Source organism: uncultured Granulicatella sp., assembly GCF_963528195.1.
In the GTDB taxonomy this organism is placed as follows: Bacteria; Bacillota; Bacilli; order Lactobacillales; family Aerococcaceae; genus Granulicatella.
This window is the reverse complement of record NZ_CAURVN010000014.1, coordinates 15,330-37,047: the sequence shown is the minus strand read 5'-3', so window position 1 is coordinate 37,047 and position 21,718 is coordinate 15,330. Positions and strand designations below refer to the sequence as shown.

The 21,718-nt window shown below is 32.7% G+C and carries 17 protein-coding genes; 15 read left to right on the top strand and 2 right to left on the bottom strand.

Going from position 1 to position 21,718, the window contains the following annotated elements; translation table 11 throughout:
• Positions 1-54: 54 nt before the first annotated feature.
• The 6 genes from RWR88_RS05375 to RWR88_RS05350 all read left to right on the top strand — a co-directional run bounded on the left by RWR88_RS05375 (position 55) and on the right by RWR88_RS05350 (position 8,588).
• Complete coding sequence (locus RWR88_RS05375) at positions 55-756, top strand: 5'-methylthioadenosine/adenosylhomocysteine nucleosidase (RefSeq protein ID WP_314349493.1); 702 nt, start codon at positions 55-57, stop codon at positions 754-756.
• 18 nt (positions 757-774) lie between these two features.
• A complete protein-coding gene (locus RWR88_RS05370) occupies positions 775-1,716 on the top strand; it encodes a Gfo/Idh/MocA family oxidoreductase (RefSeq protein ID WP_314450966.1) in 942 nt (313 codons plus the stop codon).
• Between the two features lie 39 nt (positions 1,717-1,755).
• Positions 1,756-2,658, top strand: coding sequence for a UDP-N-acetylmuramate dehydrogenase (gene murB, locus RWR88_RS05365; protein WP_314450965.1), 903 nt, complete (start codon positions 1,756-1,758; stop codon positions 2,656-2,658).
• A gap of 12 nt (positions 2,659-2,670) precedes the next feature.
• Positions 2,671-3,216, top strand: coding sequence for an ECF transporter S component (locus tag RWR88_RS05360; RefSeq protein ID WP_314450964.1), 546 nt, complete (start codon positions 2,671-2,673; stop codon positions 3,214-3,216).
• 759 nt (positions 3,217-3,975) lie between these two features.
• Positions 3,976-6,900, top strand: coding sequence for an insulinase family protein (locus tag RWR88_RS05355; RefSeq protein WP_314450963.1), 2,925 nt, complete (start codon positions 3,976-3,978; stop codon positions 6,898-6,900).
• Positions 6,901-7,076: 176 nt separating this feature from the next.
• Complete coding sequence (locus tag RWR88_RS05350; RefSeq protein ID WP_314450962.1) at positions 7,077-8,588, top strand: GH25 family lysozyme; 1,512 nt, start codon at positions 7,077-7,079, stop codon at positions 8,586-8,588.
• A gap of 46 nt (positions 8,589-8,634) precedes the next feature.
• On the opposite strand, the gene RWR88_RS05345 is transcribed toward RWR88_RS05350, so the two are convergent.
• Positions 8,635-9,066 carry a BlaI/MecI/CopY family transcriptional regulator gene (locus RWR88_RS05345; protein WP_314348817.1) on the bottom strand — a complete coding sequence of 144 codons (432 nt, stop codon included), beginning with the start codon at positions 9,064-9,066 and terminating at the stop codon, positions 8,635-8,637.
• 191 nt (positions 9,067-9,257) lie between these two features.
• On the opposite strand from RWR88_RS05345, the gene nrdI reads away from it, so the two are divergent.
• The 3 genes from nrdI to nrdF are packed head-to-tail and all read left to right on the top strand — an operon-like array spanning position 9,258 to position 12,824.
• Positions 9,258-9,623 (top strand): class Ib ribonucleoside-diphosphate reductase assembly flavoprotein NrdI, encoded by a 366-nt coding sequence (gene nrdI / locus RWR88_RS05340; protein WP_314348818.1) that lies wholly within the window; start codon positions 9,258-9,260, stop codon positions 9,621-9,623.
• Positions 9,616-11,793, top strand: coding sequence for a class 1b ribonucleoside-diphosphate reductase subunit alpha (gene nrdE, locus RWR88_RS05335; RefSeq protein WP_314348819.1), 2,178 nt, complete (start codon positions 9,616-9,618; stop codon positions 11,791-11,793). Before nrdI ends, nrdE begins: the two co-directional genes overlap by 8 nt.
• Before the next feature lie 20 nt (positions 11,794-11,813).
• Entirely contained in the window at positions 11,814-12,824 is a 1,011-nt protein-coding gene (nrdF, locus tag RWR88_RS05330; protein WP_006702800.1) for a class 1b ribonucleoside-diphosphate reductase subunit beta, read from the top strand.
• A 36-nt stretch (positions 12,825-12,860) separates the two neighbouring features.
• Here nrdF and RWR88_RS05325 read toward each other — a convergent pair whose 3' ends face one another.
• Positions 12,861-13,412, bottom strand: a complete 552-nt coding sequence (locus RWR88_RS05325) for a DNA-3-methyladenine glycosylase I (RefSeq protein WP_314348821.1) — start codon at positions 13,410-13,412, stop codon at positions 12,861-12,863.
• Between the two features lie 402 nt (positions 13,413-13,814).
• Between RWR88_RS05325 and glyQ the strand changes: the two genes are divergently transcribed.
• From glyQ to RWR88_RS05295, 6 genes are read left to right on the top strand one after another with little or no spacing between them, the layout of a single operon-like run.
• Positions 13,815-14,696: a glycine--tRNA ligase subunit alpha gene (gene glyQ, locus RWR88_RS05320; RefSeq protein WP_040507500.1), complete on the top strand. Its 882-nt coding sequence runs from the start codon at positions 13,815-13,817 to the stop codon at positions 14,694-14,696.
• A 32-nt stretch (positions 14,697-14,728) separates the two neighbouring features.
• Entirely contained in the window at positions 14,729-16,804 is a 2,076-nt protein-coding gene (gene glyS / locus RWR88_RS05315) for a glycine--tRNA ligase subunit beta (RefSeq protein ID WP_314450961.1), read from the top strand.
• 30 nt (positions 16,805-16,834) lie between these two features.
• The gene (gene obgE / locus RWR88_RS05310) at positions 16,835-18,145 is read left to right on the top strand and encodes a GTPase ObgE (protein WP_006702797.1); all 1,311 of its coding nucleotides are present in this window, start codon (positions 16,835-16,837) and stop codon (positions 18,143-18,145) included.
• Positions 18,146-18,153: 8 nt separating this feature from the next.
• Positions 18,154-19,974, top strand: a complete 1,821-nt coding sequence (locus tag RWR88_RS05305; protein WP_314450960.1) for an acyltransferase family protein — start codon at positions 18,154-18,156, stop codon at positions 19,972-19,974.
• Between the two features lie 8 nt (positions 19,975-19,982).
• On the top strand, positions 19,983-20,909 hold the full coding sequence (gene rnz, locus RWR88_RS05300; RefSeq protein WP_314450959.1) for a ribonuclease Z: 927 nt from the start codon (positions 19,983-19,985) through the stop codon (positions 20,907-20,909).
• A gap of 1 nt (position 20,910) precedes the next feature.
• Positions 20,911-21,711 carry an SDR family oxidoreductase gene (locus tag RWR88_RS05295; protein WP_314450958.1) on the top strand — a complete coding sequence of 267 codons (801 nt, stop codon included), beginning with the start codon at positions 20,911-20,913 and terminating at the stop codon, positions 21,709-21,711.
• Positions 21,712-21,718: the final 7 nt, after the last annotated feature.

Genomic DNA, 21,718 nt, shown 5'->3' with positions numbered 1-21,718 from the left:
GGTCAATATTATGATGTCATTCAAATGGCCTATTTCGTAGAAAAGGAGTAATACATGAAAGTCGGAATTATTGCAGCAATGGAAGAGGAAAAACGTCTTCTATCTGAAGAAATGACAATTGAACAGGAAGTAAAAATTGCAGGATGGACATTTTTAGAAGGACATTTAAATGGCGTATCTATTGTATTAGTGCAATCTGGTATTGGTAAGGTAATGTCTAGTGTAACAGCTGCTTTATTAATTCACCATTTTAATGTGACATTAGTCATTAATACAGGATCAGCGGGTGGATTTGGAACAGAAATGAATATTGGAGATATTGTGGTTGCTACAGAATTAGCGTACAGTGATGCAGATGTAACAGCTTTTCAATATGAATATGGACAAATGCCAGGGATGCCTGCACGTTTCCAAGCTCAAGTGATTGAAGATGACGTTATAAAAGCAATTCAATCTGAGTTGAATTTATCTGTGTATAAAGGATTGGTCGTTTCAGCAGATAGTTTTATTCATCGTGAAGATCAACGATTATTAATTTTAAAACATTTCCCAGATGTTTTAGCAACTGAAATGGAAGGAGCCTCTATTGCACAAGCTTGTTATGCATTACAAACTCCAGTCATTGTTGTCAGAGCAATCTCGGACATGCCACAAAAAGGAACATCAGCAGTTGATTTTGATACATTTATTGTTGAAGCAGGTCGTAAATCAGCGTTGATTGTTCATCAATTATTACATCATTTAAAAGAAGATTAATGATTAGGGGGAGTTCTCGTGTTAAATATTGGAGTAGTTGGGATTGGTGCGATTGCACAAAAAGCCTATTTACCAGTAATGCGTTCAATTGGTAATGTGAAGTGGTATATGTGTACTAGAAATGTAGAAGTTTTACAACGAGAATCAAAATTATTAGGGCGTTGTATTCCATGTAGTAATGTTGAAGAATTATTACATTTTGATTTAGATGGAGTCATGATTCATGTTTCAACGGAGGCTCATGTTGAAGTTGCCAAGCAATTTTTAGAAAAAGGAATTCCAGTATATTTAGATAAACCGATTGCTCCTAGTTATGAAGAAACGCTTGAATTATATAGATTAGCCAAAAAAAATCAAACTTTTTTAACAGCAGGATTTAATCGACGTTTTGCTCCCAAAGTAGTGGAATTAAAAAATGTCCTTCATAAGAAAAGAATTATTACAGAAAAGAATTGTACAATTCCAAGTTTTGATAATCGTACACGTATTTTTGATGTTTTTATTCATCCTTTAGATACAGCATTATTTTTAATGGATGAAAAACCAAACCGTGGATCATTCTATTATAAGAAAAATCACGGTGTTATTGAACAATGTACAATTTATTTAGAAAATGAAGAACAATCAGCCGTTGTAATGATGAATACAGAATCTGGAGCGAATCTTGAAAGAATTGAAATTCAAGCTGAAACGGGTACTTTTTCATTACAAAATTTAACGGATTTAACGATCTATCAAGGTGGAGAAGAAATTAAAGATCATTTTTCATCCTGGGATTCTACTTTATATAAGAGAGGATTTGAAAGTATTGTTCATTCCTTTATTATTGCTGTTCAAACTAATGGTGAAAATCCAGTTTCTCCTATTTCAAGCTTATTAAGTCATTTTATTTGTGAGAGATTAGCACATGCAAAAGCATCTGAAGGCTTTTTATCATTTGACGTAGAAACTGATGAATAGTATCATAAAAAAGATATTGCATAAATAGGAGAGAAGAAGATGAAAGAATGGTGGAAAGAGCAATTTCCAGAAGTGAAAGTAAGCTTCCATGAACCCTTAAAAAAATATACATATACAAAAACAGGTGGGGAAGCTGAATGTTTAATTTTCCCAAAAGATAAACATGAAACTGCAAAAATTATTAAAGCTTTACAAGAAAAACAAATTCCAATTACAGTATTAGGAAATGCCAGCAATGTCATTGTTAGAGATGGTGGCATAAAGGGAGCTGTTATTTTATTAAATGAAATGACTGCTATGAAAGTAATGGGGAATAAAATTTTAGCAGAAGCTGGTGTGTCTTTAATTGAAGTGACAAAATGTGCATTAGAACAATCTTTAACAGGATTAGAATTCGCATGTGGTATCCCAGGAAGTGTTGGAGGAGCCATGTATATGAATGCAGGAGCCTATGGTGGTGAAGTTTGCGAAGTAGTAGAATTTGTAGATGTTGTCACTCGTACAGGTGAAATCAAACGTCTAACAAATGAAGAATTAGAGTTTTCATATCGTCATAGTGCTTTACAAGAAAGTGGAGATTTAGTGATTGATGTCTGCTTTAATCTAATTCCAGGGAAAAAAGAATCAATTGAAGCAAAAATGGAAGAATTAACCCATTTACGTGAAAGTAAACAGCCATTAGAATATCCTTCTTGTGGAAGTGTATTTAAGCGACCAGAAGGTCATTTTACTGGAAAATTAATCCAAGATGCAGGACTTCAAGGATTCCAAATTGGTGGCGCTCAAGTGTCTAAAAAACATGCAGGGTTTATTGTAAACATTGATCATGCAACAGCTACAGATTATTTAGCGGTGATTCAACATGTTCAAGAAGTTGTGTTCGAACAATTCCAAGTAAGACTCGAGCCCGAAGTGAAAATTATTGGTGAAGAGTCAAAATAGAGGAGAAAAATGATGAAAGAGAATAAATTCATACAAACAGGTCTTCTTCATGTTATTTCATTAATTGTTTTAGTTCTAAGTTATCACTACGTAGGAATTACATTACCAATTTTTAATGGAGTGGATATTAACTTCTTTTATATTTTATTAGCGATTGTGGCTGGTTTAGCGGGTTCGTTATTTGCTGCAATTGTTGGTGTAGCAACGATTTTTATTGATTTATTATTAGGGACGACAGAGCAGTGGATTGCAATTGCAATTTCTGTAGGGATGCTTGGTTATGTTTTTGGTCTAGGTATTCGTCGCAAGTCATTTTTAGCGGGTACTTTTTCTCGTCATGATGCTTTGCGTTTTAATGTGATTCAAGTGGTTGCGAATGTGATTATTTTTGGTTTGATTTTACCGACGTTAGAGGTCTTTTTCTATCAGGCTTCTACGGCAGTTGTTTTTATTAATGGTTGGATTTTTAGTATGATTAATTCAATTTTGATTGCCATTTTCGCAACAGCTTTGTTTAAATTAATTGCGAATCGTGTGAAAGATAAAGCGCACAAATAACAAATAAAGCATACAAAAAAGTTTCCTGATTTAGCTAGGACGCCAGCAGCTTCGCTTTGCGAATCTCATGGCTAAAATTTGAGCCTCAAGTCTCAAATTTTCCAATAGTGACAAAAACACTTCCCAGTGTTTCTGTCACTCAAGCTAAAAAGGGAACTTTTTGTATTTTAAAATTTTCTAAGTAAATAAAGCATACCAAAATGTTGCTTTAGTTTAGCTAGGACGCCAGCAGCTTCGCGATGCGAATCTCATGGCTAAAAATTGAGCCCAAGGTCTCAATTTTTCCAACAGTGATAGAAATACTTCTCAGTATTTCTATCACTAAAGCTAAAAAAGCAACTTTTTGGTATGCTTTATTTTTAACGTTTTTGAAATTTTGTAGCAAAAATGATAGGAGTAGCGATAGCGTTTTTATCACTAAGACGTTTATGTCCTAGTTTAAGAAGAAATATTTTAATTTTAAATCCGTTAAAGAACATAACGTAAGAAAACTAAATAACTAAAATAAAGAAATAAAAAATAATCTTTTTATAGCTGAGGTAATAGAATTGCTGAATAGCGATTCTGTCACAAAGGAAAATTTGAGACAGAGGCTCAAATTTTAGCCATGAGACCGCTAGGTCTGCTGGCGTCCTAGCTATATGAAAAATCATTTTTTATTTCTTTTTTCTACGCCTAAAACTTTTTCTCTTGCTTATTGTTTGAAATCGTGTTTGAATAAAAGATAAGCACATTCAATTTAGAAATGGAGGTCATTTCATGACAAAAGAATTTAACAGTTTTACACTCGTAGAACAAAAACCATTACCAGATATCCGTTGCGATTACTATTTATACAAACATGACAAAACAGGCGCTCAAGTCATGTATTTAAAAACAGACGATGACAACAAAGCATTCTCTATCGCATTCCGTACACCACCATATGACGACAACGGAATTGCGCATATTATCGAACACTCCGTATTAAATGGATCAAAAAAATACCCAACAAAAGAACCATTCGTAGAATTATTAAAAGGTTCCCTACAAACATTTTTAAACGCATGGACATTTTCTGATAAAACCATGTATCCAGTAGCGTCAAGAAACCAAAAAGATTTCGAGAATTTAATGGACGTATATTTAGATGCAGTATTTTATCCAAATCTTTTATCAAACCCACAAATTTTAATGCAAGAAGGATGGCATTATCATTTAGAAAATAAAGAAGATGAATTAACTTATAAAGGCGTTGTTTATAATGAAATGAAGGGAGCATTTTCTCAACCAGAATCAGAATTAAACCGTCTAGTTGAACCAACATTATTCCCTGACACATTTTATAAACATGTTTCTGGAGGAATGCCAGCTTCAATTCCAACACTAACTCAAGAAAAATTCATTAATTTCCATCAAACGTATTATCACCCAAGTAATGCTCGAGTAACTTTATATGGGAATTTAGATTTATCAAAAGCGATGGAACAATTATCAGAATACTTTGATGCTTTTGAAGCAAAAGAAGTTCCATTTGTAGGATACCAACAAGAACCATTTACAAGTGTTAAAGAACTAACAAGTACGTATTCTGTTTCTAAAGGAGACTCAACTGAGAATAAAACATTGTTAGAATATGTTTGGGCTACTGGCACAAGTACTAATGGAGAAGAAGGAATTGCTTTAAGTATTTTAGATGAATTGCTATTAGGTAGTAATACCGCACCATTGAAGAAAGCTTTATTAAAAGCGAATATTGGTAGTGATGTTATGGGTGGATATTCTGCTTATACGTATTCTCCAACATTTGAAGTTGTTTTAAAAGATACAGATGCTGATAAAAAAGAACAATTTGTTCAAATTATTCAACAGGAATTACAACGTTTAGTGAAAGAAGGAATTTCTAGAAAAGCGATTCAAGCTGCTTTAAATAAAACAGCTTTCCGTTATAAAGAATTAACAGCTTTGGAAGGTAGTACACCAAAAGGTGTTATGTATGGTATGAATGCTTTAACAAGTTGGTTATATGATGGAAGTCCATATGTATCATTTGAATACCAAAAACATTTAGATGCCATTCAAGCTAAAGTTGAAGATGGATATTTTGAAAATATTATTCAAAAATACTTATTAGACAATACTCACGCTGCTATCATTACTTTAAAACCAGAACCAGGTTTATTAGAAGAAAAAGAAGTAGAATTAGCTAAAAAATTAGCAGAGTATAAAGCAAGTCTAAGTGAAGAAGAGTTAGATCAATTAGTTGAAACGACTCAAAAATTAATTGAAAGACAAGAATCTCCTGATAGACCAGAAGATTTAGCAAAAATTCCAACACTATCCATTGATGATATTCAAAAGAAAGCAACTCAATATCCTTTAACAGTTGAAGAAGGAAAAGAGACACCGACTTTCTTACATTATGAAGACTTTACAGCAGGAATTTCATATGCGAAATATTTCTTCGATATGAGAGGGGTTAAAACAGAAGAAATTCCAGTAGCTGCTTTTGTCACTGAATTATTAGGTGAAATTAGTACAAAACATTTTGCTGATGAAGATTTAAATACAGAGATGGATTTCTATACAGGTGGAATTTCAACAAATGCTTTTGTCATGACAGAAGATGTTGCGAAAAATGTGTATTATCCATTCTTCACAGTTTCAGGAAAAGCCTTATCTCAATATTTACCAAAATTAATTGAATTGGTGGAAGAAATTGTCTTCCATTCAAACTTGGAAGATTATGATAAGATTAAAGAACTGTTATTAAATACAAAAGCGAATTTAGAAATGCATATGAATTATGCTTCGCATACCATTGCAGTACGTCGATTAGAATCTTACTATTCAGAAGGAGCAAAATATGCTCAGGCATTAGAAGGTATTGATTACTATGATTATATTTCTGATTTAGTGAAACATTATGATGAGAGAAAAGAAAGCTTTAGTCAACAATTAATTGCTGTACTTCGTCAAATCTTAAATATTCATGGAGTAACTGCTACATTTGTCGGAAGTAAAGAGGATTTTGAACAATTTAAAGCTTTATCACAATCATTCTTCCAACACTTATCACAAGAAGTAGTGACACCACAACCATTCACAACTCCTGTTGAAGTATTGAATGAAGGATTTAAAACTGCTCAAGAAATTCAATATGTAGCAAAAGGTTATAATCAAACATTACTAGGAGTTCCATTTGAAGGATCTAATGCATTCTTACAAACGGTTTTAGGGTTAGATTATTTATGGAATACAGTTCGTGTTAAAGGTGGAGCGTACGGTGGAATGAGTGTGATTGGTGGAAAAGGTGAAGTAGCTGCTGTATCCTATCGTGATCCAAACTTAGTGGAAACTTTAAAAACTTATGATGGACAAGTTCAATATTTAGAAAATTATAATCCATCAAAAGAAGAATTTGAGAAAAATCTCATTGGAACATTCAGCAGTATTGATCGTCCACTTTCTGCAAATCAAAAAGGAAATATTGCCTTTACTCGTTACTTTACTCATGTGACAAATGAACTTGTTCAAAAAACTCGTGATGAAGTTTTAAATGTAACACCTGAAAAAGTTCGTTCATTTGCTCCAACAATGAAAAAAGTATTAGATCAAAATGCCTTTGTAGTAGTTGGAAATGATGTAAAAATCGAACAAAATAAAGAAATTTTCAAAACAATTCGTTCATTATTCAATGACTAATGATTTGACTTAATTTCATCTATCATTAAAAGAGGAATTTTCTATTCAGTAGAAGTTCCTCTTTTATTTATTTGAACATTTATGAGAGGGGGATATTTTAGGATTTTGTTTGAGTTTTTAAGCTTTTAATTATACAATATCAGAGTGAGACTTTACGCAAAGGAGAATTAGTGTACATGAAATTGAAAAATATTGCATTGTCATTGTCTGCATTGGTATTGTTATCTTTACCGACAATTAATGCAAAAGAAGCAAATAGTGAAAATTTAACAGGATGGCAAACGATTAATGGACAACAATATTATTATAATGAAGATGGTACAAAAGCAACTTCTTCATGGATTGATCGTTCTTTTGTAGATAAAGAAGGAAAAAAAGTAGTTGGATCGTTTATTTATGATGAAAATTACAAGTCTTATTTCTATTTAAAAGCAGATGGAAATTACGCTGAAAATCAATGGTTAGAAATTGGTGGCAAATGGTACTATTTCAAAGAATGGGGCTATATGGCTAAGAGCGAATGGAAAGGCAATTACTATTTAAATCCAAGTGGTGCTATGGCTAAAAAAGAATGGATTTTCGATAATCAATATAATTCTTATTTCTATTTGAAAGCAGATGGAAAATATGCTGAAAAAGAATGGATTCAAGATGGAGGAAAATGGTATTACTTACTATCTGGTGGATATTTAGCAACTCGTCAATGGATTGGTGATTATTTTGTGAATGGTAGTGGAGCGATGATGACTAAAGAATGGTTATTTGATCCAAGTTATCAATCTATGTTTTATTTAAATGCAGATGGCCGTTATGCACGTAATGAATGGGTTCAAATTGACGGAGATTGGTATTACTTTAAAGCAAACGGTGCTAGAGCTGAAAAAGAATGGGTAGGTAATTATTATTTAGGAGACGCTGGTGCAATGGCTACCGGTGTTGTAACAGTTGGAGATACAAAATATACATTCTCAAATTCTGGAACGATTGAAAAGCAAGAAAAAGTCAATAGAGGTTGGGTTCAAAAAAATGGTCAACGTTATTTCTATAATGGACGATCCGAACAAGTTGGTGGAAGTAATGCCAAGAAAGTTATCGATGTAAGTGAACATAATGGAAAGATCCAAAACTGGAGTCAAGTGATTCGTGATAATGGCATTGATGGAGTTATTGTTCGTTTAGGGTACTATGCTTATGATGAAGATAAACAATTAGCGTATAATATTAAAGAATTAAATCGCTTAGGAGTTCCTTATGGAGTTTATTTGTACACTTATGCTGAAAATGAATCAGATGCTGAATTAGAAGCGAAACATACTATTAAACTAATGGAAAAATATCATATTCAACCAAGTTACCCAATTTATTATGATGTTGAAAATTGGGAATATGTGAATAAAACAAAAGCTGCACCTAAAGATACAAAAACATGGGTGAAAATTGTAAATAAATATATGGATACAATGCATAAAGCAGGCTATACGAATGTAAGAATTTATAGTTACAGACATTTATTACAAACACGTTTAAATCATCCAGATATTTTAAAATATGTGGACTGGGTAGCTGCTTATACAGAAGCATTAGATTGGAATAATCCTCATTATTCAGGATCTAAAGGTTGGCAATATACTTCAAGCGAATACTTAAAAGGTATTAGCGGAAAAGTGGACGTTAGCGTTTGGTATTAATGAATTTAAGAAATATAAAAAAAGTCAGACTTATGTCTGGCTTTTTTTAGTGGTGACAACAACGACATTGACCAGGGATACAAGTACAAGCTAGATATTCAGGAGCATCCATTTCTTTTTCTTGTAATAATTTTTGTAATTGATGAGTGTCCTGTTTGGATAATTGAGCTTTTTGAATGAGTAATGCCAGTAATTCACCTTGTTTTTTTTGGCAAATATGACTTAATAACTCATTGCATTCTAAATCTAGTAGTTCTTCTTCTGTTAATGTAGCAATATATTGATAAGGTCTTTTGGAAGTTGGTACAATAAATTCTTTTTTCAAAAGTCGATTGATGAGAGTTTTAATCGTAGCAGCTTGCCAATTGAAATTTGTAGATAATGCTTCAATAATAAAAGTACTCGTGCATTTTGGGTTTGCCCATATTACTCGAAGAACTTGTCTTTCTGAAGCACTAATTGTATGAGAAAGTGTCATTTTTAGTCTCCTTTCTTTGATATTTATTAGTGTAAATCTGAAAAATCTCTTTGTCAATATATTGAAAAAAACTAAACTTTATTACTATATTTTGTGTTATTATTTTTATAAAGTACTAAATGTAGAATTTATAGGTTGCTATAAGAGAAGAAAGTAGATATAATGATAAGGTATGAAATAGAGGAGTAAGTATGAAAGTAGTTTTTTTATCTTTGACAGGACAGACGAGAAGATTTGTTCAAAAATTGGAGTTTCCAACTGTAGAAATTACACCACAAAATGTATTTCAAACAATGGATGAACCTTATATTATTGTAAGTCCTACTTATGATATGGAAGTATTTGAATATTTTCAAGATTTTATTGAAACAGATGGTAACCAAGCTTTATTAAAAGGAGTAGCTGGTTCTGGAAATAGAAATTTTAATACTTCCTTTTGTCAAACAGCAAAAATCATTTCTTCTACTTATAAAGTTCCACTATTGCATTGTTTTGAGTTCCATGGAACTCAAAAAGACGTAACTATAATAAAGGAAAAGGTGAGCGAACTTGGATAGTCCAAAATTAATTAGTAAATCTCAAGAAGTAACATATTTTTCATTAAATAATGAATTGAACCGTCCGGTTGATGGGAAAATTCCTTTACATAAGGATAAAGAAGCAGTACGAGCATTCTTCTTAGAGCATGTAAATCCAAATACGGTGTTTTTCTATACATTAGATGAAAAATTAGATTATTTAATTGAACATGATTTTTTAGAAGAAGATTTTTTAAATAAATATGACCGTGAGTTTGTTAAAAGTTTAATGAAAGCAATTTATAAGAAAAAATTCCGTTTTCGTTCATTTATGTCAGCATTTAAGTTTTATAAGCAATATGCCTTAAAAACAAATGATGGAGAACGTTATTTAGAACGTTTTGAAGATCGTATCGTCTTTAATGCTTTATTTTTAGCAGATGGTGATGAACAATTAGCTAGAGACTTAGCTGAAGAAATGATTCATCAACGTTATCAACCAGCGACACCAACATTTTTAAATGCTGGAAGAAAACGTCGTGGTGAATTAGTGTCTTGTTTCTTAATTCAAACAACGGATGACATGAATAGTATTGGACGTACAATTAACTCTGCATTACAACTTTCTAGAATTGGTGGGGGAGTTGGAGTAAGTTTATCAAACGTTCGTGCAGCTGGAGACCCAATTAAGAAAATTGAAAATGCTTCTAGTGGGGTTGTTCCAATTATGAAATTATTAGAAGATAGTTTTAGTTATTCAAACCAATTAGGTCAACGTAATGGTGCAGGAGCTGTTTATTTAAATGTTTTCCACCCAGATATCGTATCATTTTTATCGACTAAAAAAGAAAATGCAGATGAAAAAATTCGTGTTAAAACATTATCATTAGGGCTAGTAGTTCCAGATAAGTTTTACGAGTTAATTAAACAGGACGATATGATGTATTTATTTAGTCCATATGATGTGGAACGTATTTATGGTGTTCCTTTCTCTTATGTAGATATTACAAAAGAGTATGATAATATGGTGAATAATCCAGAAATTCGTAAATCAAAATTACGTGCACGTGATTTAGAACAAGAAATTAGTAAATTACAACAAGAATCTGGTTATCCATATATCGTAAATATTGATACAGTGAACAAAGCAAATCCAATTGATGGAAAAATCATTATGAGCAACTTATGTTCAGAAATTTTACAAGTACAAAGTCCTTCAGTGATTAATAATGCGCAAGAGTATGAAGTGCTTGGAACGGATATTAGCTGTAATTTAGGTTCTACAAATATTGTTAATTTAATGCAATCACCTGATTTTGAACGCTCGATTGAAGTGGCGGTTCGTGCATTAACATTTGTCACAGATCACTCAAGTATCGATGCAGTTCCAACGGTGAAAAATGGAAACCAAAAAGCTCATACAATTGGTTTAGGGGCAATGGGCTTACATACATTCTTTGCATTAAATCAAATGGAATATGGTTCGCCTGAATCGATTGAAGTAACAGATTTATACTTCCGTCTATTGAATTTCTATACATTAAAAGCAAGTCATAAAATTGCTAAAGAACGTGGCGTAACATTTGATGGCTTTGAAAAATCTGCCTATGCATCAGGAACTTATTTCGATGCTTATACAGAGTCAGATGTAGAAATTAAATCTGAAAAAGTAAAAGAAATTTTTGCGAACTTACCAATTCCAACTGCGGAAGATTGGAAACAATTAAAAGCAGATGTAATGGCAGATGGACTATATCACCAAAATCGTCTAGCAATTGCTCCAACAGGCTCAATCAGCTATGTAAATGAAACAAGTGCAAGCTTGCATCCAATTACTCGTTTAATTGAGGAGCGTCAAGAGAAGAAAACTGGTAAAACATATTATCCAGCACCATTCTTATCAAATGAAACATTACCATATTATAAATCAGCTTATGATATTGATATGCGTAAAGTGATTGATGTATATGCAGCAGCTCAAAAACATATTGACCAAGGAATGAGTTTAACATTATTCATGCGTTCTGAATTACCAGAAGGATTATATGAATGGAAAAATGGTCGTACAAGAAAAATGACAACAAGAGATTTAAATATCTTAAGAAACTATGCTTGGAATAAAGGAATCAAATCAATTTATTATGTTCGTACATTTACAGAAAATAATGATGAAATTGGAAGTAATGGTTGCGAAAGTTGTAGTATTTAATTCAAAAAAGGAGACTTATCATGAGTGAGAAACGTTATTTTAATGAGATTTTGTCACAAAATGCTTCTGCACCAGTAGCTTATTATAAAGCAATCGACTGGAACCAAGTAGAAGATATGATTGACAAAATGACATGGGAAAAGTTAACCGAGCAATTTTGGTTAGATACTCGTATTCCTGTTTCAAATGACTTAGATGACTGGAGAACATTATCCCCAGCTGAAAAAGATGTTGTAGGGAAAGTATTTGGAGGATTGACTTTATTAGATACATTGCAATCTGAAGAAGGTGCAAGTCTGATGAAGGACTATGTTCGTACACAACATGAAGAAGCAGTATGGAATAATATTCAATTTATGGAATCTGTTCATGCGAAAAGTTATTCAACGATTTTCAGTACTTTACATACAAAAGCTGAAATAGAAGAAATTTTTGAGTGGACAAATAATAATGAGTTTTTACAATACAAAGCTCAAAAAATTAATGAAATTTATCAAAGTAGAGATGCACTAAAAATGAAAGTAGCATCAACGATGTTAGAAACATTTTTATTCTATAGTGGTTTCTTTACACCATTGTATTATTTAGGAAACAATAAATTAGCCAATGTAGCGGAAATTATTAAATTAATTATTCGTGATGAATCTGTTCACGGAACTTATACAGGCTATAAATTCCAACAAGGATACAATGAATTACCTTTAGAAGAACAAGAAACTCTTAAAATGTGGGTTTATCAATTATGTTTAGAATTGTATCAAAATGAAGTGAAGTATACACAATCAATTTATGATCAAGTTGGTTGGACTGAAAAAGTAAAAGTATTCATTCGATATAATGCGAATAAGGCTTTACAAAATTTAGGCTTTGATCCATTATTCCCAGATACAGCTGAAGATGTGGATCCAATTGTGATGAATGGTATTTCAACAGGTACAAGTAACCATGACTTCTTCTCTCAAGTAGGGAATGGTTATTTACTTGGAACAGTAGAAGCTATGGAAGATGACGATTATTCTAAATGGATGTAATCAAAATAAAGACTTTTATGCAGCGCATAAAAGTCTTTATTTGTGTTTAAATGGACAAGAATCAAGGTGATCATTGATGATGCCAGATGCTTGTAAAAATGAATAGAGGGTAGTGGGTCCCATAAACTTGAATCCCAGTTTTTTAAATTCTTTACATAACTGTTCAGTTAGTGGAGTAGAAGATGGAACTTCTTCCATTCTTTCCCAATGATTGATGATAGGAGTGTGTTCAAACTTACTCCATAAAAATTCATGAAAACTTCCGTATTGAATTTGTAGATGCAAAATAATTTTGGCATTTTGAATAGTCGCCTCAATCTTTTGACGATGACGAATGATTTTAGGATTTTGGAGTAATGTTTCTACATCGTCTTTTGTAAATTGACTAACTTTATGGATTTCAAATTGTTTAAAAGCTTCTCTAAAACCTTCTCGTTTTTTCAAAATGGTCGACCAACTAAGTCCCGCTTGCATCACTTCTAATGTCAATATCTCAAATAGTTTTTGATCATCAAAACAAGGAACTCCCCATTCTTCATCATGATAGTTTTGATTGAGTTCAGAAATAGTTGCCCAAGCACAACGCATAAAATTCCCCTCCTTTAAGAATGAAAAAATTATATCACGATGAAGTGGTAAAAGCTAACAAATGATTGATATAACTTGACTTTTGAAGGAAAAATCAGTAATATTAATGCAGTAAATATGATGTTGAAAATGAGACTTTAATTCTAGATATGTATAGAGAGAGCGGGCTAGGTGGAATCCGTTTGATAGAGAATTAATAGTGGCGCATTGGAGTCAATCAACAATGAAGCTTAGATTTTTCTAAGAAATTAGGGTGGAACCGCGATGAATCGTCCCTATGTATGCTTTTTTAGTGTACATAGGGATTTTTTTATAGGGAAAAGGAGGAAAGACTTCGTTTTACAATAAGAGATTCTAGATGAATTTTATCCTGTCATAAAAATTATAGAAAGTAGGAATACTATGTCAAAAAAATTAACAGTACAAGAAATCATTTTAACATTACAAAATTATTGGTCAAATCAAGGCTGTTTATTATTACAAGCTTATGATACTGAAAAAGGTGCTGGAACAATGAGTCCATATACTTTTTTACGTGCGATTGGACCAGAACCATGGAATGCTGCCTATGTAGAACCATCTCGCCGTCCAGCTGATGGTCGTTATGGTGAAAATCCAAACCGTTTATTCCAACATCATCAATTTCAAGTTGTCATGAAACCATCTCCTGAAAACATTCAAGAGTTATATATCGGAAGTTTAATTGCATTAGGGATTGACCCATTAGAACATGATATTCGTTTCGTTGAAGATAACTGGGAAAATCCATCATTAGGCTGTGCTGGTCTTGGATGGGAAGTATGGTTAGATGGAATGGAAGTCACTCAATTTACTTACTTCCAACAAGTAGGGGGATTAGAATGTCATCCAGTAACAAGTGAAATTACTTATGGATTAGAACGTTTAGCTTCTTATATTCAAGAAGTAGAAAGTGTTTATGATTTAGTGTGGACTGGCGATGTAAAATATGGAGATATTTTTAAACAACCAGAATTTGAACATTCTAAATATGCATTTGAAGAAAGTAATCCTGAATTATTAATGCAATTATTTACTGAATATGAAAAAGAAGCAACAATCCTAATGGAAAAAGGTCTTGTTCACCCAGCTTATGACTGTGTATTAAAATGCTCTCATGCCTTTAACTTAATGGATGCACGTGGCATTATTTCTGCGACAGACCGTGCAGGATTTTTAGGTCGTATTCGTAAAATGGCACGTACCATTGCTAAAACATTCGTAGCTGAAAGAGAATCTTTAGGATTCCCATTATTGAAAGACTAATAGGATAGGCTAGTAACATTAGGAGGACAATTATGACAAAATCATTATTATTAGAAATTGGTTTAGAAGAATTACCAGCGCAATATGTTCGTACAAGTTCAGAACAATTAGCAACTCGTGTGGAAGACTTTTTTAAACAAGAAAACTTATCATTTGAATCTGTAGAAGCTTTTGCAACACCAAGAAGATTAGCAGTTCGTGTAAATGGATTAGAAGAAGAGCAAGAAGACCGTGTTGAAATTTTTAAAGGTCCATCTCTAGCAATCGCACAAAAAGATGGCGCATGGACAAAAGCTGCTGAAGGATTTGTTCGTGGAAAAGGTTTAACAACAGATGATATTTACGTAGAAAACATTAAAGATGTAGAATATATCCACGTTAAACAATTATTACAAGGTAAATCAACAAAAGAAGTTGTTAAGAAATTATCTTCAGTTATTACCGATATGAAATTCCCAGTTACAATGCGTTGGGCTGATCATACGTTTGAATATTTACGTCCAATTCACTGGATTGTTGCTTTATATGGAGAAGAAGTCATTGAAGAAATTCAAGTATTAGATGTAAAAGCTGGACGAGTTTCAAGAGGACATCGTTTCTTAGGAAAAGATACTGAGATTGCAACTCCAGAGCAATATGAAAAAGCTTTAGCGGAACAATTTGTAATTGTAAATCAAGATGAAAGAAAAGCATTAGTTCGTAAACAAATTGAAGAGTTAGCGGCTAAAAATGCTTGGATAGTTCCAATTGATGAAGAATTATTAGAAGAAGTAAGTTCTATTTTAGAATATCCAACAGCTTTTGCTGGAACATTTGATGAAAAATATTTAGTCGTTCCAGAACCAGTATTAGTAACTTCTATGAAAGAACATCAACGTTATTTTGTAGTATACAATGCACAAGGTGAATTACAACCTTATTTCATTTCTGCACGTAACGGAAATGACTACATGATTGAAAATGTCGCAAAAGGAAATCAAAAAGTATTAACAGCTCGTCTAGAAGATGCTTTATTCTTCTATGAAGAAGATAAAAAAGTTCCAATGACAGCATTCTTGAAGAAATTAGAAACATTAAACTTCCATGCGAAAATTGGTTCAATGACTGAAAAAATGAATCGTGTTCAATTATTAGTAGGGCGTATTGCAAGTGAATTAAACTTAGATGCCAAAGATATTCAAACTGCACAACGTGCAGCTGCCATTTACAAATTTGACCTAGTAACAAATATGGTTGGTGAATTCCCTGAATTACAAGGAATTATGGGTGAAATTTATGCGAAAAATTATGGAGAAACTCCAGAAGTAGCTAGAGCAATTCGTGAACATTATATGCCAATTAGTGCTGATGGTGAATTACCTTCATCAGTACCAGGAGCATTATTAGCGATTGCAGATAAATTAGATACATTCCTAAGCTTTACAGCTGCTGGTATGTTACCAACAGGTTCAAACGACCCTTATGCATTACGTCGTCAAGTAATGGGATTAGTGCAAATTGTCGAAGCTTTTGATTGGCATTTAGAAATTGAAGAATTTGCAAAATTATTATTAGGTTTAGATTATGTTGAATTTTTAGAAGATAAAAAAGAAGATGTACAAGCATTCGTTTTAGGATTTATTCTTGAAAGACTTGCTCAAAGAATGACTACAGTAACAAAACGTCATGATATTATTGAAGCGGTATTGAATTCTAACTCTAAGAGTGTACCAGAACAAATGAAAGCTGTAGCTGTGTTAGAAAAAGAAGTATCTAAAGCGGCAATCAAAGATATTACTGAAGCATTAAACCGAGTGATTAATATTAGTTCAAAAGGATTTGCAGAAGCTCGTCATTCTTCAGAATACTCATTAGATAAAGTTGAGACAGAAAGTGAACGTCAATTAGTAGAATCAATTGCTACTTTAAGAAAAGACTTCGAGAACTATTCAGCTCAAGAAAAATTTTCAGCATTTGCATCGATTACTCCAAAAATTCATGAATTCTTTAATGAAAATATGGTCATGGTCGATAATGAAGAAATTCGTACAAATCGTTTACGTTTCTTACGTGAATTAGCACTAATGATTTTAGAGTTTGCTGACTTCACAGAGTTAATTGTTAAATAGTCACTAAAAATAAGAAAGGAGTAAATCCTAATGGCAGTTTTTTATGATCGTGCAACGATATGGGTGAAAGCTGGAGACGGTGGTAACGGTATGGTAGCATTTAGAAGAGAAAAATATGTCCCAGATGGAGGTCCTGCTGGTGGAGATGGCGGACGAGGCGGTAGTGTCATTTTTAAAGTCGATTCAGGACTTAGAACGTTATTAGATTTCCGTCACAAACGTCATTTTAAAGCAAAACCTGGTGAAAATGGGATGAGTAAAAGTATGTATGGTCGTGGAGCAGATGACTTAATTGTTAAAGTACCTGCTGGAACGATTGTTCGTAATGCTCAAACAAAAGAATTGATTGCAGACTTAGTCGAAGTAGATCAAGAAGTAGTAGTAGCTAAGGGTGGTCGTGGAGGCCGTGGAAATATTCGCTTTGCTACTCATAAAAATCCGGCTCCAGATATTGCTGAAAATGGAGAACCAGGAGAAGAATTTGAAATTGAATTAGAATTAAAAGTATTAGCAGACGTTGGGTTAGTTGGATTCCCATCTGTAGGAAAATCAACTTTATTATCAGTCATTTCTAGCGCAAAACCAAAAATTGCGGATTATCATTTTACAACTTTAAATCCACAATTAGGGATGACACAAGCTCCAAACGGTGAGCAATTTGTTGTAGCCGACCTTCCTGGATTAATCGAAGGAGCTCATATGGGTGTTGGTTTAGGAATCCATTTCTTAAAACATATTGAACGTACAAAAGTATTATTACATGTCATTGATATGGCTTCAATGGAAGGAAGAAATCCTTACGAAGATTATCAAGTAATTATGCAAGAATTAGGTTCTTATCATTTAAGATTACTAGAACGTCCAATGATTATTGTTGCAAATAAAATGGATCAGCCACAGTCTGAAGAATTATTAGAACAATTTAAAAAAGATTTACAAGAAAACTTACCAGATGGTCAAGAAATGCCTGAAATTTTCCCGATTTCTGCTTATCGTAAAGATGGCTTACAAGCACTACTAGCAAGAACAGCAGAAATATTAGAAGAAACAGAATTCTTCCCATTAGATGAAGTACAAGAAGCTCAAACTCATATGGTTTATGGGTTGGAAGAAGAAGAACGTCCATTTGATATTACAAGAGATCCTGATGGTACATGGGTATTATATGGAGAAAAACTAGAAAAATTATTCTTAATGACGAATATGGAACATGATGAATCTGTGATGCGTTTTTCACGTCAATTACGTGGAATGGGTGTCGATGCTGCCTTACGTAGTCAAGGTGCTGAAAACGGTGATATGGTTAGAATTCGTAAATTTGTCTTTGAGTTTGTCGATTAGGTGATGTCATGATTGATAGAACGGAAATTGAAAAACGAGATTATATCGCAGCTTTTGATGGGTTAAGAGCCATTGCGATTATGAGTATAGTAGGCCATCAAATGATGGCTTACCGTATTCCAGGTGGATTTCTAGGCTTAAATATCTTTTTACTATTATCAGGCTATTTTATGACTGCTAGTCTAATGGATTCTTTAATGAAAAATGGAAAAGTACCATTAAAGTCTTTTTTAACGAAAAGATTAAAACGAATTATTATTCCAACTTTTGCGATGATAGTAGCCGTAATTTTTTATTTATTGCTATTTCAAAGGGAACTTTTAGTGAATTTAAGAAGTACGATGGTTTCCAATTTATTCTTTATGAATAACTGGTGGCAAATTATTCAGGAAAATGATCATGCGATAACGGTATTAACGCAATCGCCATTTTCTCATTTATGGTATATGTCATTAGCAGTTCAATATTATTTATTGTGGCCAATTTTATTTGTATTTTTAAGTGTAATGATTAAAAAACATCAAGTGTTACAAAAGGTAGTGCTTGCTCTTTTAGTAGCTTCTGTTTTATTAATGATTACAAAAGATTTTTCAAATGTTCACTTTTTAAGAATATTCTTTGGTACGGATACACGAGCTTTTTCTGTTTTAACAGGAGCAGTCGTAGCCTTATTATTTCCAATTCAAAGATTTTATGGGGAATATATTCAAAAATATCGTTATGAGTCAGTCATTCGTTTTGTACCAATTGTATTATTAGTTCTAAGCTTATTTGTAATGAAAGAGCATAGTCATTTAACATTTAGAGGTGGAATGTTTATCTTTGATGTAATTGTGGCTGCTTTAATGATGATTTCATTGCATCCTAAATCAGTAACATCATTATTCTTCCGTTTAAAACCTTTAACAGTTATTGGAAGAAGAAGTCTTTCTTATTACTTATGGTATTTACCTTTATCGGTTCTATACCAAGCAAAAATTGGTGATACAAGTTCTACGCCTGTTTTACATAGAATTGTAGAAATTGTGTTATTAGTTATTTTAGGGGAACTTTGGTATCAATTGTTTGAAAAAGGGAAATTCTCTAAAGTGATGAATCAATTATCTGCACAATGGACTCATTCGACTCGTAGAACTGTAAAAATGGTTTATAGTGCTGCAGTTGCATTGATTTTATTGATTGGATTTATTCAAGCTAGTCCGAGATTATCAGCTCAAGAATCAGCTTTACAAGAAGTAATATTAGCAAGTGAATCCTTGTCACAAAACACACGTAATACTGATAAGAAAGTTGTTAAAACGATTAATAATATTCAAGGACTTAGTAGAGAAGAAACAGTCTTTAGTTCAAATACTTCTATTACATTTATTGGAGATACGATGTTATTAGCAATGGCACAAGAAATTCCGACATTATATCCAAATGCAGTAATTAGTGCAAATAGAGATCTCCAAGTATTTGAATTAGGAACAATGATTGACCAATTGAAAGAACAAAAACAATTAGGGGATATCATTGTATTAATGGTAGGAAGTAATGGAGCTTATACTAAAGGACAATTAGATGCTGTTTTGAAAAAAATTGGTATGGATAAACAAATTTTCTTAGTGTCAAATACGATTAATCGAACATGGCAAGGTCAAATTAATCAAATTTCAAATAATTTGGCTGAGAAGTATTCAAATGTTTATTATATTGATTGGAAAACAGAATCAAGTACGCATCCAGATTGGTTCTATGAAAAAGCATCTATCGTGAATACAACTGGGGCACATCAACAAGGTTTGTGGATTGCTAAAATGATTTATCAAACATTAAGAGGTAGTTAGGAGCCATTATGGAATTACAATTTTTAGGTACAGGTGCTGGAGTTCCAGCCAAAATGAGAAATGTTTCGTCAATCGCTTTGAAACTATTAGATGAAAGAAATGAAATCTGGTTATTTGATTGTGGAGAAGCAACGCAACAACAAATTTTAAATACAACCATTCGACCAGGAAAAATTAAAAAAATATTTATTACACATCTTCATGGAGATCATATTTTTGGTTTACCAGGCTTATTAACGAGTCGATCATTCCAAGGTGGAGAAGATGAATTAATCGTTTATGGGCCAAAAGGCATTAAACGTTTTATTGATGCGAGTATCTCTGTTTCTCATTCGAAATTGGGCTATCCATTGAAAGTTGTTGAATTTGAAGAGGACGGAGTATTATTTTCTGATCAACAATTCAGAGTAGAAGCGATGAAGTTAGAACATGGAATTCCTTCTTATGGATTTCGAATTACAGAATCTGACCAAATTGGTGAATTAAAGGCAGAAGAATTAAGAGCTATCGGAGTCCCTTTTGGTCCAGTCTTTGGTCGATTAAAACGTGGGGAAGTTGTTACTTTAGAGGATGGTCGTGTCATTGATGGAAAAGACTATGTGAGCGAGGATATTAAGGGACGTGTTGTTGTAATCTGTGGAGATACAAGATTTACTCCAAAAAGTATTACTTTAGCGCAAAATGCTAATGTTCTCGTTCATGAAGCTACTTATGAAGCAGATAAAGAAAAAACTGCTCGTCAACATTTCCATTCAACAAGTAAACAAGCTGCAACGATTGCTTTAGAAGCGAATGTTCAACAATTATATTTAACTCATATTAGTGCGCGTTATTTAGGACATCAAGTGAGTCAATTAGAACAGGAAGCTCGTAAAGTTTTCCCAAAAACAAAAGTAGTCAAAGATTTTGATACATTTACGATTGGAAGAATTTAGTATGGTAAAACATGAACAATTTTCAATAAATGGAAAAATAGTATTGATTACAGGAGCTAGTGGTGGCTTAGGAGAGCAATTAGCTTATGAATGTGCCAAACAACAAGCTGGGTTAATATTAGTGGCAAGACGTGAGGAAGTCTTAAAGCAAGTAGCCAACACGTGTCAACAATGGACAAATCAACCCGTCTATTATTATACCTGTGATTTATCGAATGCAAATGAAGTAGAATTGCTATTAGAAAAATTACAATCTATTGATGTCGATATTGTCATTAATAATGCAGGTAGAGGCTATTTAAAACAAGCCGTTGATTTATCAAAAGAAGAAATTGAAGAAATGTTACAATTGAATTTATATACCTTAATTCAAATCACTCAACAATATCTTCCTAAATTTATTCAGAAAAAATCAGGAATGTTCGTACAAATTGCTTCTCAAGCTGGAAAAACAGCAACTCCAAAAACTTCGGTTTATTCAGCTTCAAAATTTGGAGTGTTAGGTTATTCCAATGCTCTACGATTAGAATTAAAAGAACAAGGCATTCATGTTATGACGGTCAATCCTGGACCAATTGCTACTCAATTTTTTGAAAAAGCTGAACCAACAGGAAAATATTTAGCAAGTGTGTCTCAATATGTTTTAACAAGTGAGGAAGTTGCAAGAAAAATTGTTCGAGGAATGAAACTTCAAAAAAGAGAAGTGAATGTACCGTATAGTATGAATCTTGCAGCAAAATTAAACTTCTGTTTCCCAAAAATTGGAGACATGAGTATTTTAAAATTATTTAATAAAAAATAAGTTCTGG

Bases quoted from the DNA above. Each gene is read 5' to 3' on its own strand.
- RWR88_RS05295 (WP_314450958.1), top strand. From the start codon at position 20,911: ATGGTAAAACATGAACAATTTTCAATAAATGGAAAAATAGTATTGATT.
- murB (WP_314450965.1), top strand. From the start codon at position 1,756: ATGAAAGAATGGTGGAAAGAGCAATTTCCAGAAGTGAAAGTAAGCTTC.
- glyS (WP_314450961.1), top strand. From the start codon at position 14,729: ATGACAAAATCATTATTATTAGAAATTGGTTTAGAAGAATTACCAGCG.
- RWR88_RS05350 (WP_314450962.1), top strand. From the start codon at position 7,077: ATGAAATTGAAAAATATTGCATTGTCATTGTCTGCATTGGTATTGTTA.
- nrdF (WP_006702800.1), top strand. From the start codon at position 11,814: ATGAGTGAGAAACGTTATTTTAATGAGATTTTGTCACAAAATGCTTCT.
- nrdI (WP_314348818.1), top strand. From the start codon at position 9,258: ATGAAAGTAGTTTTTTTATCTTTGACAGGACAGACGAGAAGATTTGTT.
- RWR88_RS05375 (WP_314349493.1), top strand. From the start codon at position 55: ATGAAAGTCGGAATTATTGCAGCAATGGAAGAGGAAAAACGTCTTCTA.
- glyQ (WP_040507500.1), top strand. From the start codon at position 13,815: ATGTCAAAAAAATTAACAGTACAAGAAATCATTTTAACATTACAAAAT.
- RWR88_RS05325 (WP_314348821.1), bottom strand. From the start codon at position 13,412: ATGCGTTGTGCTTGGGCAACTATTTCTGAACTCAATCAAAACTATCAT.
- RWR88_RS05345 (WP_314348817.1), bottom strand. From the start codon at position 9,066: ATGACACTTTCTCATACAATTAGTGCTTCAGAAAGACAAGTTCTTCGA.
- RWR88_RS05305 (WP_314450960.1), top strand. From the start codon at position 18,154: ATGATTGATAGAACGGAAATTGAAAAACGAGATTATATCGCAGCTTTT.
- RWR88_RS05355 (WP_314450963.1), top strand. From the start codon at position 3,976: ATGACAAAAGAATTTAACAGTTTTACACTCGTAGAACAAAAACCATTA.
- RWR88_RS05360 (WP_314450964.1), top strand. From the start codon at position 2,671: ATGAAAGAGAATAAATTCATACAAACAGGTCTTCTTCATGTTATTTCA.
- obgE (WP_006702797.1), top strand. From the start codon at position 16,835: ATGGCAGTTTTTTATGATCGTGCAACGATATGGGTGAAAGCTGGAGAC.
- rnz (WP_314450959.1), top strand. From the start codon at position 19,983: ATGGAATTACAATTTTTAGGTACAGGTGCTGGAGTTCCAGCCAAAATG.